Here is a 14,671-nt window from a genome sequence, read left to right on the forward strand (position 1 = left end):
AAAGGTTCACGCCGACGGACATCACCCAGCAAGGATGAACAGCCGTCCAGCACTGCAATCAAAATTCATGGGAACATATGTTCGATTTCGGTGTACGGTGGAGCCTATGCCCGCCACGATGCAACCGTCTCTGTTCGACAACGGTGACCTCGGCGTTTCTTTGGCCGATCTCGACGGCACGGTGCAGCGACGTATTCTCACCGCCGGCGCATGGGTCGACCATCGCCCGGCCTGGCTGACCGGATCGGAGGCCGTGTTCGACAATCTGGAAGCTACGGTGCCGTGGCGTTCCGAACGGCGTCAGATGTACGACCGCGTTGTCGACGTCCCTCGTCTGGTGTGTTTCTACGCAGAGAATCAACCACTGCCGGACGCACTTCTCACCGAAGCCAAAGACGCGCTGAGCAGTCACTACTTCGACGAACTCGGTGAACCATTCGCCACGTCGGGTCTCTGTTTCTATCGCGACGGTTCCGACAGCGTTGCCTGGCACGGGGACGATACGGGACGAAGTCGCACCGAGGACACGATGGTGGCCATCCTGTCTCTCGGTGCGGCTCGCCCGCTCCTATTGCGCCCTCGTGGGGGCGGCGAATCCATCCGCTTCAATCTCGGACACGGAGATCTACTCGTCATGGGCGGATCCTGCCAACGCACGTGGGAACACTGTGTCCCGAAGAGTGCGCGGGCCCTCGGGCCGAGAATCAGCGTTCAATTCCGCACTCGCGGAGTTAGATAGCGTCGCGGAGTTCGTCTCGCAGCGCCTTCCGATTGAGCTTGCCGACGGCCGTCTTCGGTATGGATTCTGCAAAAACAACCCGACGCGGCTTCTTGTACGACGCCAGTCGCTCGCCGACGTGCGCGACCAATGATGCTTGCAGTACGTCGTTTTCGACGGTCCCGTCCTCGAGTACCACCACAGCCGTGACCGCCTCCACCCACTTGGCGTCGGCGGTACCCACCACGGCGACCTCACGGACGGACGGATGCGTCAGGAGTGCATCCTCGACTTCACGGGGGTAGACGTTGTATCCGCCGCTGATGATCATGTCCGAAGCTCGGTCCTTCAAGAACAAGAATCCTTCGGCGTCGAACTGACCGATGTCACGGGTGTGAACCCAGCCGTCTTCGGTGAAGGTGTCCGCATTCAGTTCCGGTGCATTGAAGTATCCGGCGATCGCCGATGGCGAGCGGATCACGATTTCACCCGGTTCTCCCTGGGGCACTTCGTTTCCCTCGCCGTCGAGCAGCCTGATCTCGACGTCGATGGCCGGCTGACCACAGGACAGCAGGCGATCTTCCGTGTGATCTTCGGGCCGTAAGACTGCAATACACAGCGGTGCCTCGGTCTGCCCGTAGTACTGGAGAAAACGGTGTTGCCCCCACGCCTGCATCGCCCGTTCGATGGTGGCCAGCGGCATCGGCGACGCACCGTAGATCACGGATTTCAGACTCGAGATGTCTGCGCTCGCAAAATCAGGGCGTTCGAGGAGCATCTGAATCATCGTCGGCACCAGATTGATTGCCGTAGCCCGATGCTCGGTTATCGAGTCCAAGAAGGTCGACGGGTCGAAACCGGGGAGGATGACGGTCTTACCGCCACGCAGCCAGAACGGAAGCACGAAGACACCGCTGGCATGAATCAGTGATGCCGCGTGCAGCATCGTGTCGTCCTGAGTCGCCGGAAGCAGATTGAGCAGAACATTGCGGCAGATGCCGGCGTAGCTGCGCTGAGTGTGCTGCGCGGCCTTCAATGTTCCCGTGGTCCCGGAGGTGAACAGCGTCAGGATCACATCGTCGGGAGCTAACTCGACGTCCGGTGTGTCCGACGGCATGCTCTGTGCTTGGTCGAGCAGCGAACGCTGCCGCGCCGAACCTGTTTCCAGCCCGATGAACGTACGTTCGGGGAACCTGGCGGACAGTTCAGCGGCGCGGTCGGCGAGGTCACTACCGAAGACGACGTGCGAGGTGTCGGCGTCCTCGAGCATTCTCGCGTGCTCGTCGAGCGAGAGACGCGAGTTGAGCGGAACCCTGTTGATGCCGGCTTTGACACAGGCAAAATCGACGGGGACGCTGGCAAGAGAGTTGTTGACCAGCAATGCAACCCGTGCACCACGCCCGATACCGAGGGCGATGAATGTATGCGCCAATCGGCTGCTGAGTTCGTCCACTTCCGTGAACGTCATCGATCGATCGCCGAAAACGACGGCTGTTCGCGATCCGTGCTGTCGCGCACCACGGGCGATCAGGTCTCTGGTTACGGGCATCATGGTTCAGTTTCCTCGTTCGAATTCGGGTTGTTCTCGAACCGGCCGTGCCGGCCGGCGCCCGCGGCGAACGCAGCAGCGCCGCGCACACCTTCGGCGATGACAATGGGATTTCCCGCGACGCCCTCGGCCCGCAGTGCTTCGGCAAGTGGTAGATCAAAAGATCGGTAGGCCGACGCGCGATCCGCGAGCATGCAGAGTTGAGGGAAAGCGGACAACTGGTGCGCAAGCTCCTTGGCTGCCTGGAGTGACTGCCCCACTGGAACAACACGATTGGCCAGTCCGAAGGCCAGCGCCTCCGGAGCGTCGACCGGGCGACCGGTCAAGATCATGTCGAGCGCTCGCCCCTGCCCGACGATTCGCGGCAGTCGCACGGTCCCACCATCGATGAGAGGAACTCCCCAGCGCCGGCAGAAGACTCCGAACACGGAATCCTCCTCGCAGATCCTCAGGTCCGCGAGCAATGAAAGCTCGAGCCCTCCTGCAACCGCGTATCCGCTGATGGCGGCGATCAATGGCTTGGACAACACCAACCGACTCGGCCCCATCGGGCCGGTGCCGCCGCCTTCCGGATGCAACTCATGCACGCGGGCGGGGTCGGAGACTGCGGTCAAATCCGCACCGGCACAAAATGTGCCGCCCGCGCCCCACAGAATCGCCACCTTCTGACTCTCGTCCGATTCGAACTCCAGGAAGGCATCACGCAACTGCGCCGCCATCGGCCCGTCCACCGCATTCTTGCGATCAGGGCGATTCATCACGATGACGGTGACGCCACCGTCACGCTCCACATAGACATCGCCACCTGGTCGATCGGAGTCGGTCACGATATTTCCTCACTGCTCGCGGATAAGGTTTCCCGGTACCCACCATGCCACTTGTAACAGAATTTGTCAGGAGTTGTTCAAAAGTTGTTACAAACTGATCGAGGAATGTCCGCAACCCGAGTTGTGCTGGACCTCGCAACAGCGAGCCCGGACACCGAGTTCAGCACCGCTGTGCTGACCCGGGCCGGCGAGATCGTCGGCGTCAGCGCATCGAGCATTCGCGTGGCAACGGGCCGCCTGTGCCGCGAGAACAAACTGCGTCGTACCGCTCGTGGAACGTACCTCCTCAACCCGGACGGCATCCCCACCTACAGCGAAGTGGAGGGGTGGCGAACTCGTACCGATCGCATACGCCCCTGGGACGGCACCTGGATCGCCGTCGAGCACTCGGGGCTCAAACGAAGCGACCGCACTGCCGCCCGCCGGCACGATCAAGCGCTGCGACTGGCGGGCTACGAGGAGTGGAAGCCCACACTCGCAGTCCGTCCGAACAATCTCCTCGGCGGCACGGACAGCGCCCGCCGCACTCTCCACCGACTCGGCGCCGCCTCCGGATCGGCCGTCATGGAAATCGCTCACCTTGCCCCCGAGGATGATTCGACAATCCGCACACTCTGGAACTCCGAAGCGCTGTTGGCCGACATCGCGGAGGCCCGTGAAGCACTCACACAGGCGCAAACACGCCTGGCGACAATCAGTCGCGAGGAGGCGGCCCGCGAATCACTTGCTCTGGGCAGCGCGGTGATCGCGGTCATCGTGCGCAATCCGCTCCTTCCGGAAGAACTCGAACCGACGCAGCCACTGCGTGAACTGATCTCGCACATGCTCGAGTACCAGGACGCATCTCGCGAACTGTGGCAGTCACTGCTCGAGTTCTGATCGATTTCTCCCAGAAGGTAATTCAGTATGTTGCGCGGCCACCGCTGGCGTCGTACACGGCGCCGGTCGAGTAACTCACCGCCGACGACGACAGCCAGGAGATCAGTTCGGCGATTTCGTCCGCCGTCCCCATCCGTGCCATCGGCGTCAAAGACTGCGAACGGGCGAGGATGGCCGGATCGGTGCCGGCATTCATAGGACTTTCCACCGCCGCCGGAGCTATCGCGTTGACCAGCACACCGGTGGTGGCGACCTCTTTGCCGAGCGATTTCGTCAGCGCGACGACTGCCGCTTTGGACGCGGAATATGCACTCTGATTCGGGTTTCCGTCCTTGGCCGCGATACTCGCGAGATTGACGACCCGTCCCCACCCCGACGCAACCATTCCCGGCACGAACGCCCGGCACATCAGGAAGGTCCCTTCGACGTTGATCCGGAACGTACGCTGCCAAGCCATAAGATCTACGTCGACGAGTGGCGCTGATGGTCCGACGATTCCCGCACTGTTGATCAAGATGTCGACTCTGCCGAGCCTGGTTCGAAGCGCATCGACTGCTGCCGGATCACTCACGTCGAGTTGTTCGTCCGCGCCTTCGGCAAGATCTGCCGTTACCACCCGAACTCCCCTCTCCGTCAACAGCTTTGCACTGGCGGCGCCGATTCCGCTCGCACCGCCGGTAACGAGCGCTGTGACACCCTCTGGGTAACCCTGCATCGCATTCACTCCTGAGTTTCTGTGCGCTACGCACTCAATTTATGTTGCAAACAGGCATAATTGCCGTCACACTGTGTAGAAATTCTGAATATATGGCGTTGGTTGTCAACGTCAAATACCTGGAGGCCTTGCCGATGGAAACCCGCTGGTTGCACGCGTTTGTCGCGGTTGCGGAAGAACTTCACTTCGGGCGGGCCGCATCACGGCTCCAGATGGCCCAGTCGCCGCTCAGCCAGATGATCCGAAAGCTCGAAAAGGACATCGGCGTCAAGTTGTTCGAACGAAGCACTCGCAGCGTCGCACTCACATCCGGCGGACATGCCTTTCTCCCCCACGCCTATCGCGTCATCGAGAACATGGAGACGGCACGACACGCTACGCGCGCGTCGTCGGGAGGCGTCTACGGACGAGTCACAATCGGGTTCACCGGAGTGCTCAACTATCAAGCACTTCCGCCACTGACACGCGCGTTGCGTCAGCGTTATCCGGAAGTCGAACTGACACTCCTCGGCCGGATCATGACGCGCGACGCGGTCATCCAACTCGAGAGCGGCGCCCTCGATCTCGCCTTCGTCGGACTACCCGTGGAATCCGCATCACTGTCTACCCGGCTGATCCGACGGGAGGCATTCGGCGCTGTGCTTCCGATCGACCATCCCCTCGCAGAGAGGGACGCGATCGACCTCCGCGAATTGGCCGACGACGGATTCGTGACCACCCCGCTCTCGGCCGGCTCGGCCCTCCAGGAAACCGCGATGCGCGCCTGCATCAACGCAGACTTCAGGCCTCGCGTGGTTCAGGAGATCACCGATCCGTACATGATCCTGATGCTCGTTGCCGCCGGCGTCGGTGTAGCGCTGATGACGTCCGGTATGGCTGCTATCACCCCACCTGGCAGTGTGTTCGTCCCACTCACCGGCGAGCCGACGTTCATGAATCACGGAATTGCCTGGTCACCGCGGCACATGACCGATGCGCTCGCCGTCGCATTGGAGACATCCGAGGAAATTCTGCCGACGCCGGAGATTGAGACCAAAAACGTCATTATCTGAGACTCATTTAGTGTTGGACGCGCCATAGTCCTTCGTGGCACTGTCGTCTCAGCCGCCGAAAGGTGAGGGACGTCACCGATGCGTGGTGCATCACCAAACGTGCCGCCACGGCCGGCCCATCGGGACGAAAGGACTTCACATGGCACCTCCGATCACCTCCACCGGATCCACGAACTCGACCGAGGAACATCCGAATGCGAACGCGCGCCGCGCCGCCGTTTCGGGCTTCCTCGGCAGCACCCTCGAGTACTACGACTTCTTCATCTACGGCTCCGCGGCCGCGCTGGTGTTCCCCAAGATCTTCTTCCCCGGCGGCGGATCAACGGCAACCCTGCTCTCGATCAGCACCTTAGGTGTCGCCTACGTCGCCCGCCCGCTCGGCGCGGTGCTTTGGGGACACCTCGGCGATCGGTACGGACGCAAGAACGCGCTTCTCGCCTGCCTGCTCCTCATGGGTGTTGCGACGGTCATCGTCGGTTGCCTGCCGACCTACGACCAGATCGGCATCGCCGCGCCGATCATTCTCGTCTTGCTTCGCCTTCTTCAAGGGCTCTCTGCGGGCGGTGAATCACCCGGCTCTTCGGCACTGACGCTCGAACACGCACCTGATCACCGTCGTTCGTTCTTCACCTCGTTCACCATGAGCGGGATCATGTTCGGCATCGTCGTCTCCAGCCTGGTATTCATCCCAGTGGCGAGCCTGCCCGACGAAGACCTCTACTCGTGGGGTTGGCGAGTTCCCTTCTGGCTCAGCATCATCGTGACCGTCGTCGCGCTGTGGCTACGTCGCGCCCTGGATGAGCCGGAGGTATTCGAGGAACTCAAGGAACAGGACGAGACGGCCGGAATTCCCGTCGTCGAGATGTTCCGCTCGCACTGGCGCACCGTGATCCGTATCAGCATGAGCTCGACCTTCGCGATGATCAACACCATCGTCAACGTCTTCGCCCTGGCGTACGCCGTCGAATCCGGCTTCGAGCGCTCCACGATGCTGTGGGCAATCGCGACCGCCAATTTTGTTGCCGTACTGACTCAGCCGCTGTTCGGCATCCTCTCGGATCGCTACGGACGCAAGCCCATCTTCGTCGTCGGCGCGATCGGAGCCGGCCTGATGATCTTCGTCTTCTTCCATTCGATCGGAACCCAAAGCGTCCCCATGGTCTTCGCTTCGGGAATCGTCATGATCGGAATCTTCTACGCGATGCCCAACGGCACGTACCCGGCGTACTTCCCGGAGCAGTTCCCCGCGAAGGTCCGATACACCGGAATGGCCGTCAGCCTCATGCTCGGACTCCTTGTTGCCGGCTTCACACCGGCTATCGCTCAGGCGATTTCAGCCGGAGACAAGAGCAACTGGACACCGGTTGCCTGGATGTGCCTGGGCTTCGCCGTCGTCTCCGCCATCGCGGCAATGACCGGACCGGAAACGTACCGCACGCCCACAGCAGAACTGGGCCAACCGAAGCCGAGCCTGCCGATCAAGCAGGACTCGGAGCTCACCAGCAACAACGCTTGACCGGACCGGCCCCTCGCGCTGAATTGCCGCGAGGGGCCGTCCCCACTTATGCAGGAGAATGTCATGACCACCGAATACACACGTCACCGTATCGGCCTTGTCGGGTCGGGTATCGCCACCTCACTCTCGCCCGCGTTGCACGCACACGAAGCAGCAGCACTGGGACTCGACGATTACAGCTACGAACTGGTAGACCTCGAGAACCTGAACATCTCGGTCGAGAAAACCGGTGAGGTGGTGCGTGGCGCCGTCGCGGGCGATTTCACCGGACTGAACATCACCCATCCGTGCAAGCAGGTTGTCGTGGACGCGCTCGACGAGCTGTCCGACAACGCGCGGTTGCTCGGTGCCGTCAACACGGTTGTGGTCGACAACGGCCGTTTGATCGGCCACAACACAGACCACAGCGGATTCCTCACAGCACTGCAGCGCGGTTTGCCCGACGCCGCCTTGGACCGAGTAGTGCTTGCCGGGGCAGGAGGGGCGGGTTCCGCTGTGGCATACGCACTCGCCGCCGCCGGCACCACGGATCTTCGCATCGCAGATATTGATCCCGCTCGCGCTGCCGATGTGTGTTCTCGCGTCGCCTCGGCCTTCCCTGGCACGCGCACAACGGCTTTGGCGATCGATGAGATCGCCGTCAACCTGACTACGTGCGACGGCGTCGTCAACGCATCTCCGATCGGCATGGTGGGTCACCCCGGAACTCCCTTCGACCCTGCGGCGTTGCATTCCGGATTGTGGGTCGCTGACATCGTTTATCGACCGATGCGCACCGAATTGCTCGACGCTGCAATTACTCTCGGATGTCGAGTCCTCGACGGCGGCCAGATGCTGGTGGCTCAAGCCTCTGACACCTTCACACTCCTGACTGGTGTCGAAGCCGATACGGATCGCATACGCAGCCATCTGAGCGAGCTGCTCTCCGAGACGGCATGCGCATGAGCACAACCGAACACCTACTTTCTCGCGAAGTACCAGGAGCACTGATGAATGTGACTGCGCCTTTCGCCGAACCTCTCGACATGGGCAGCGTCCGCCTCCGGAACCGGTTCGTGTCGGCCCCGATGGAACGCAACTACTGCGAAGTCGACGGCACCATGACGGACGAGTACATCGCGTACCTCGCTCGCCGCGCCGAAGGTGGTGCTGCACTGATCTTCACCGAAGCGAGCTACGTGCGTGCCGACGGCAAGGGTCGCATCCGGCAGATGGGCGTCGACGTCGACGAACGGATTCCGGGCATCAAGAAGATGGTCGACGCTATTCACGCGCATGGAGCGCTCGTCGGAGTCGAACTCAACCATGGTGGTCGCACGGCGCAAGGTTCTGTCAGCGGGTTTGTTCCCGTTGCCCCGACACCGATTCCGTGTTTGGTTGTCGGCGGCGAGATGCCAGAACAACTCGACGGCGACGACATCGAGCACATCATCGAGTGTTTCGGTGAAGCCGCAGCGCGCTGCCAGCAGGCCGGCGTCGACGTCATCTCCCTGCACGGTGGCCACGGGTATCTGATCCACCAGTTCCTCTCCCCTGCTTACAATCACCGCGACGACGAGTGGGCCGACCCCACCTTGTTCGTCAACAAGGTCATCGCCTCCGTCCACGAGCACGCACCGGGAATCACTCTGGGACTCCGATTCTCAGCCTTCGAAGGCATCGACGGCGGACTCGACGCCGAGATGACTCGCGCTCGCATCGGCGCCATCGACACCGACCGACTCGATTTCCTCGACGTCTCGGCCGGCAACTACGAAGCGGGACAGTGGATCATCCAGCCCGGTGAATGGTCACGCGGTCTCCTCGCGCCGTACTCCGAGCAGTACCAGCGCGACTTCGACATCCCGGTGGGAGTGGCCGGACGCATCACGTCGCCGGAGATCGCTGCGCGGATCATCGAATCCGGGCAGGCGAACTTCGTCAGCATGGCTCGTACGCTGCACGCAGATCCGGACTTCCCGAATCGCGCCATCGACGGTGGCCGGTACCGCCCTTGCATTGCCTGCAACTACTGCATCGACAGCCTGGCCGCCGGCCCCATTCCCTGCTCCGTCAACCCGTGGGTCGGCCGCGAATTGGATCAGCCTACCAAGCCGGCTGATGCCACCGTGCGGGTCGCCGTCATCGGTGCCGGGCCGTCGGGAATGGCCGCTGCCCGCGACCTCGCACTTGCCGGTCACCGCGTCGACCTGTACGACGAGCGACCCAGCCTCGGTGGCGACTTCGCTCTGGCATCGAAGCTGCACGAGTATCCCGAATATGGACGGATCGTGGACTGGTACGCCGCGGAACTGGCTGAACTCGGGGTCCACTGCCACACCTCGACCCGGGCAGATGCTGCTTTGCTCTCCGGTGTCGATTTCGACGCCATAGTTCTTGCCGCCGGCGGCGTCGGCCCCGTGGTCGATCTCCCCGGAGCAGCTACCCGTACCGTTCGCGACGTCCGCGAATTCCTCGTCTCCGGCGATCCAGCTCCTGCCGCTGTCACCATCTTCGGCGCCGACCGTGAGGCTGCGGCCGTCGCCGACGATCTCCTTCAGAAGGGCACCCAGGTCGTGATGATCGGCCCGCAGGAAACCATCGCGCACGACGTCGGACGCCGCGGAAAGATCGTGCTGCTGCCGCGCCTGGCCGCAAGTGAGAACCTCACGACCTACCTGAGCTCGATCGTCACCAAAGTCGACGCCGATCGGGTCATGATCTCGACAGGCGGTGTACTGAGCGAAGTCGACGCCCCCGGCGAGCTGCTGATCTCACAGGGCGTCGAGCCGCGCTCGGAGCTTCTGTCCGAACTACGTTCACTGGCACCACGACTCGGGGTCCATACCGTCGGTGATGCGAGCGGAGACGGCGGATCCATCCATGCCGCACTCGTGACCGCAGCCGACGTTGCCGTCACCATCACCGCCGCCGCTGCGGCCCGTCAGGAGGTTCACGCATGAGCGCACACACAGCCGCACCGGTGGCACCTGCGTTGCCACCCATCGGACTCGGAACCTGGCCACTGGTCGGTGCCGACGCCACGAAGTCGGTACTCTCCGGAATCGAGGCCGGGTACCGCCTCATCGACACCGCCGCGATCTACGGCAACGAGGACGCCGTCGGCGTAGCGTTGGCGGAGTCTGCTCTACCGCGAGAAGAACTGTTCGTCACCACCAAACTTCGTGGAAACGAACAGGTTTCCGGTGACATCCGCGGAGCGCTCGAGCAGAGCCTGGAACGACTGGGACTGGATCAACTCGATCTGTTCCTGATCCACTGGCCGCTCCCGCGAATCGATCGTTACGTTGCGTCGTTCGAGGCGATGCTGGCCTGCCGCGACGCCGGACTGGTTCGCTACGTGGGTGTGTCGAACTTCCTGGAGCACCACCTGCGCCGCGTCGTCGCCGAAACCGGCGAGGCACCGGCAGTCAACCAGATTCAGATGGACCCGTCGCTCGCTCGGATCCCGGTTCGCCGCGCAAACGACGAACTTGGCATCTTCACTCAGTCGTGGAGTCCGCTCGGCCGGGGTGACGTGCTCGACAACGCCGTGGTCGGGGAGATCGCCGGTCGAATCGGTTGCACACCAGCTCAAGTGGTGCTCGCATGGCACGTCGCGCAGGGTGTGGTTCCGGTCGCGCGATCAGCGAACCCGACGCGTCAGGTCGAGAACCTGGCGGCTCTCGACGTGACCCTCTCCGGCGAGGACATCGAAGCACTGAACAGTCTCGACCGCGGCGAATCTGCGGCGCGGGACGTCGAAGCAGAGGAACATTTCTGATGACCTTGAAAGTCGGAATCGTCGGCTGCGGCAAGATCGCCGGCAACCATGCCCGCGCTCTGCAACAAGTCCCCGGTGTCGAGGTAATCGGCTGCTGCGATCCCGATCTCGGACGCGCCCAGGAGTTCGCTGCGCTCCACAGCATTCCCTCCGCCGTACGTTCCGTTGACGAACTGCTTGCTCTAGGCCTCGACGCCTGCACGGTATGCACACCGCACCCGGTACACGAAGAGGTAGTCGTGGCCGCTGCCGACGCGGGTATACATGTGTTGTGCGAGAAGCCCATCGCAGTCGATGTTGCTGCCGCCGACCGCATGATCGAGGCCGCCGACCGCGCCGGTATCACGTTCGGGGTGCTCTTCCAACGCCGATTCTGGCCGGCAGCACGTCGGATCCGCGACGCCATCGACGACGGGCGGATCGGACTACCCATGCTCGGTGAGGCGTCGGTGATCCTGCATCGCCCATCGAGTTACTACTCGGCCGACGCCTGGCGTGGACGCTGGGACACCGACGGCGGTGGCGTGCTCATGACTCAGGCCGTGCACCAGATCGACATGCTGGTCTGGTTCATGGGCGAGGCCGTCTCGGTCAGCGGCTTCATCCGCACCCACACCCACGGTGAGCACATCGAGACGGAAGACAGCGCGTCAGCTGTGATTTCCTTTGCCTCGGGTGGCACCGCCACCGTCACTGCGACAACGGGTGCCAATCACAACCTGGGCAACCGCGTCACGGTGATCGGGCGCACCGGTGCCGTCTCCAGTGTCCTCGAGTTCCCCGAAGGGCACGAGGGTGTCAACGAAATCTGGACGGTGCCGGGCGAAGTGGAGTTCCTGTCGCCGTACTCTGCCGACATCGACGCGAATCTCGATGTGGGCGCGGTCAATGCGGCACTGACCGATTTCCACACCTTGCAGGTGCAAGACTTCGCCGACGCGGTCCTGACCGGGCGCGAACCCGCCGTCACCGGACGAGACGCCCGCGCATCACTTGCCATCATCGCCGCAATCTACGAATCGTCACGAACCGGCAAGGTTGTCGATCTGACATCGACACCGACCCTCGCAACAACTGCCAAGGAGCAGAAATGAGTAGCAGTACCCCCCTCACCTACGACGTAGTTGTCGTGGGCTCCGGCGCAGGCGGGCTTTCCACAGCAATTGCCGCAGCACATGGCGGCGCTTCCGTACTCGTCGTCGAGAAGGCCGACACCTGCGGCGGCGCAACGGCCTGGTCGGGCGGGTGGATGTGGACCCCACGCAACATGTTTGCCATCGCCGACGGGGTTGTCGAGGATCGCTCGGCACCGCGGACATATCTGGAAAACCGACTCGGCGACAACTTCGACGCCGCCAAAGTTGATGCACTCCTCGACGGCGCCCCGGAGATGGTCGAGTTCTTCGAACGGAAGACTGCTCTGAAGTTCGTGCCCGGAGCCAAGATCGCCGATATTCACGGTGACACACCGGGCGCCGGCACGGGTCACCGTTCCGTCGGACCGAAACCGGTGAGTCTGCGAAAGCTCGGACCAGATGTCGCGGCGCTACTGCGTCGGCAGCTGTACGAAACGTCGTTCCTCGGTATGGGCATCATGGCCGGGCCCGACCTGCAGGCTTTCCTGCACTCGACTCGATCGCCGAAAGCCTTTGTGCACTGTGGTGTTCGGGTGACTAAGCACATGTTCGATCTCGCCACCAAGCGTCGTGGTCAGCAACTTGTCAACGGCACTGCGCTTGTCGGCATGATGCTTCGCTCAGCGCTCGATCTCGGCGTCGAGTTTCGGGTGAAAACGTCGGCAACATCGCTGCAGACCGATGACGGTCGCGTTGTCGGTGTCCGCCTCGAAGGTCCGGATGGCGCGTACTCGGTAACTGCCACGCGCGGCGTCGTACTGGCCACCGGCGGCTTCGCCCAGGACATCGACCGCCGACGTGAACTGTTCCCCCGTACCCCCACCGGAAACGAGCACTGGTCACTCACTCCGAAGACAACCACCGGCGACGGCATCACCCTCGGCGAATCCGTGGGCGGCCGACTCGACCGCACACTCGCCTCTCCCGTCGCGTACTGCCCCGTCTCCATCGTTCGCTACCGCAACGGCAAGGAAGGTGTGTTCCCGCACATCCTCGATCGCGGAAAGCCCGGTGTCATCGGAGTTCTCGCGAACGGCAAGCGGTTTGTCAACGAAGCACTCGGCTATCACGACTACACACTCGCGATGGTCGAGCAGGTTCCCGAGGGCGAAGAGGTGTGCTCGTGGTTGATTGCCGATCAACAGTATGTGCGATACCTCCCGCTGGGCATGGCGAAGCCCTTGCCGATCCCGATCCAGCCGTACCTGCGCTCGGGGTACCTCACGCGTGGGCGCACTCTTCGGGACTTGGCCGAGAAGATCGGCGTCGACCCCGTGCAGTTGGAGAAAACCGTCGCAGCTTTCAATATCGGGGCCGCGGCCGGTGAAGACCCCGAGTTCGGTCGCGGTACAACACCGTTCAACCGAGGTTCCGGAGATGCTTCCAATCCGTGGCCGAACCCGTCGCTCGCGCCCTTGCAGAAGGGCCCGTACTACGCGGTGAAAGTCGTGCCAGGGAGTTTCGGCACCTTTGCCGGACTGGTGACGGACTCGTCGTCGCAGGTTCTCGATGACAACGACCGCCCCATCGAGGGGTTGCTCGCCGTCGGCGTCGATCAGGCGAGCGTGATGGGCGGGCACTACCCGTCCGGGGGCATCAACCTCGGACCGGCCATGACATTCGGTTACCTGGCCGGCCGGGAACTGGCCGGAGCCAAGACAGTTGGAGCGCACGCATGACACTCTCACTCGGACTGGCAGCCCTCACAGTGCTCGACACCGCACCGATGCAGCACGTCGACTTAGCTGAAAAGCACGGCTTCGACACCATCGGTATCCGTCTGATGCCCGCGGCACCAGGTACGACGGCCTACCCTTTGCACGAGGACAAGGAGGGGTTGAATGAACTGGTGCGTCGACTGGACGATTCACCCGTAGAGGTATTCGACCTCGAAATCATCCGTCTTGCAGCCGACTTCGACCCCACCGACTACGTTCCGCTGCTCGAAGCCGGAGCACAGCTCGGAGCCAAAGCCGTTCTGGTGGGCGGCGACGACCGCGACCGCGCTCGGCTCACGGACTCCTATGCCCGCCTCGCTGAACTGTGCGCGAACTACGGCATCGTCGCTTCCCTCGAGTTCATGCCGTGGACCGCGGTGCCCGATGCACGTGCGGCCATCGAGATCGTCTCGGCGGCAGACGGTCCGGCTCGCAGTGTCCTCGTCGACGCATTGCACACCGACCGCTCGGCGACAACGCTCGAGGATCTTGCGTCCATCCCGCGCGAGTGGTTGCACTACGCCCAGATGTGCGACGGTTCGACCCCCGCTCCCACTGGGGACGCAGAGCTGATCCGTCAGGCCCGCGAGGAGCGTCTGGTGCCCGGCACCGGCGGCATAGCCCTGGCCGACATCTGGTCGACTTTGCCTGCCGGACTGCCGGTCAGCATCGAACTGCCCAACGAGCCACTGCGTCAGGCCGTCGGCACGGATGCCTGGCTGGAACGCCTGGTCGAGGCCACGCGAGAAGTGTTGGCCTAGCGGCCCTGTGCGCCTTTTTGGTAGTTGGCGCTACCAG

The 14,671-nt window shown here is 62.9% G+C and carries 13 protein-coding genes; 10 read left to right on the forward strand and 3 right to left on the reverse strand.

The features are described 5' to 3' along the window. The first annotated feature begins 106 nt into the window (after window positions 1–106). Entirely contained in the window at window positions 107–739 is a 633-nt protein-coding gene (locus tag M0639_RS22855; protein WP_054188888.1) for an alpha-ketoglutarate-dependent dioxygenase AlkB, read from the forward strand. Here the strand turns inward: M0639_RS22855 and M0639_RS22860 are convergent. Both M0639_RS22860 and M0639_RS22865 read right to left on the reverse strand, forming a co-directional pair. Beyond that, entirely contained in the window at window positions 732–2,270 is a 1,539-nt protein-coding gene (locus M0639_RS22860; RefSeq protein WP_064073965.1) for a class I adenylate-forming enzyme family protein, read from the reverse strand. The genes M0639_RS22855 and M0639_RS22860 overlap by 8 nt on opposite strands. After that, window positions 2,267–3,094 (reverse strand): crotonase/enoyl-CoA hydratase family protein, encoded by an 828-nt coding sequence (locus M0639_RS22865; RefSeq protein ID WP_047270980.1) that lies wholly within the window; start codon window positions 3,092–3,094, stop codon window positions 2,267–2,269. The genes M0639_RS22860 and M0639_RS22865 overlap by 4 nt, the downstream gene beginning before the upstream one ends. 105 nt (window positions 3,095–3,199) lie before the next feature. On the opposite strand from M0639_RS22865, the gene M0639_RS22870 reads away from it, so the two are divergent. Further along, entirely contained in the window at window positions 3,200–3,973 is a 774-nt protein-coding gene (locus M0639_RS22870; protein ID WP_064073964.1) for a hypothetical protein, read from the forward strand. Between the two features lie 22 nt (window positions 3,974–3,995). On the opposite strand, the gene M0639_RS22875 is transcribed toward M0639_RS22870, so the two are convergent. Continuing rightward, window positions 3,996–4,688, reverse strand: a complete 693-nt coding sequence (locus M0639_RS22875) for an SDR family NAD(P)-dependent oxidoreductase (protein ID WP_064074068.1) — start codon at window positions 4,686–4,688, stop codon at window positions 3,996–3,998. Between the two features lie 134 nt (window positions 4,689–4,822). On the opposite strand from M0639_RS22875, the gene M0639_RS22880 reads away from it, so the two are divergent. From M0639_RS22880 to M0639_RS22915, 8 genes are all read left to right on the forward strand, one after another. Beyond that, window positions 4,823–5,740 carry a LysR family transcriptional regulator gene (locus M0639_RS22880; RefSeq protein WP_039973351.1) on the forward strand — a complete coding sequence of 306 codons (918 nt, stop codon included), beginning with the start codon at window positions 4,823–4,825 and terminating at the stop codon, window positions 5,738–5,740. Between the two features lie 139 nt (window positions 5,741–5,879). Beyond that, complete coding sequence (locus tag M0639_RS22885; protein WP_047270985.1) at window positions 5,880–7,256, forward strand: MFS transporter; 1,377 nt, start codon at window positions 5,880–5,882, stop codon at window positions 7,254–7,256. A 63-nt stretch (window positions 7,257–7,319) separates the two neighbouring features. Next, complete coding sequence (locus M0639_RS22890) at window positions 7,320–8,201, forward strand: shikimate dehydrogenase (protein WP_064074067.1); 882 nt, start codon at window positions 7,320–7,322, stop codon at window positions 8,199–8,201. A gap of 44 nt (window positions 8,202–8,245) precedes the next feature. Then, on the forward strand, window positions 8,246–10,198 hold the full coding sequence (locus M0639_RS22895) for an oxidoreductase (RefSeq protein WP_064074066.1): 1,953 nt from the start codon (window positions 8,246–8,248) through the stop codon (window positions 10,196–10,198). After that, window positions 10,195–11,019 (forward strand): aldo/keto reductase, encoded by an 825-nt coding sequence (locus M0639_RS22900; protein ID WP_064073963.1) that lies wholly within the window; start codon window positions 10,195–10,197, stop codon window positions 11,017–11,019. The genes M0639_RS22895 and M0639_RS22900 overlap by 4 nt, the downstream gene beginning before the upstream one ends. Then, on the forward strand, window positions 11,019–12,113 hold the full coding sequence (locus tag M0639_RS22905) for a Gfo/Idh/MocA family protein (RefSeq protein WP_064073962.1): 1,095 nt from the start codon (window positions 11,019–11,021) through the stop codon (window positions 12,111–12,113). Before M0639_RS22900 ends, M0639_RS22905 begins: the two co-directional genes overlap by 1 nt. Continuing rightward, window positions 12,110–13,834 (forward strand): FAD-dependent oxidoreductase, encoded by a 1,725-nt coding sequence (locus M0639_RS22910; RefSeq protein ID WP_064073961.1) that lies wholly within the window; start codon window positions 12,110–12,112, stop codon window positions 13,832–13,834. The genes M0639_RS22905 and M0639_RS22910 overlap by 4 nt, the downstream gene beginning before the upstream one ends. Continuing rightward, window positions 13,831–14,634 carry a sugar phosphate isomerase/epimerase family protein gene (locus tag M0639_RS22915; protein ID WP_064073960.1) on the forward strand — a complete coding sequence of 268 codons (804 nt, stop codon included), beginning with the start codon at window positions 13,831–13,833 and terminating at the stop codon, window positions 14,632–14,634. The genes M0639_RS22910 and M0639_RS22915 overlap by 4 nt, the downstream gene beginning before the upstream one ends. The last annotated feature ends 37 nt before the right edge of the window (window positions 14,635–14,671 follow it).

The sequence above is a fragment of the Rhodococcus qingshengii JCM 15477 genome (assembly GCF_023221595.1).
Classification (GTDB): Bacteria; Actinomycetota; Actinomycetes; order Mycobacteriales; family Mycobacteriaceae; genus Rhodococcus_F; species Rhodococcus_F qingshengii.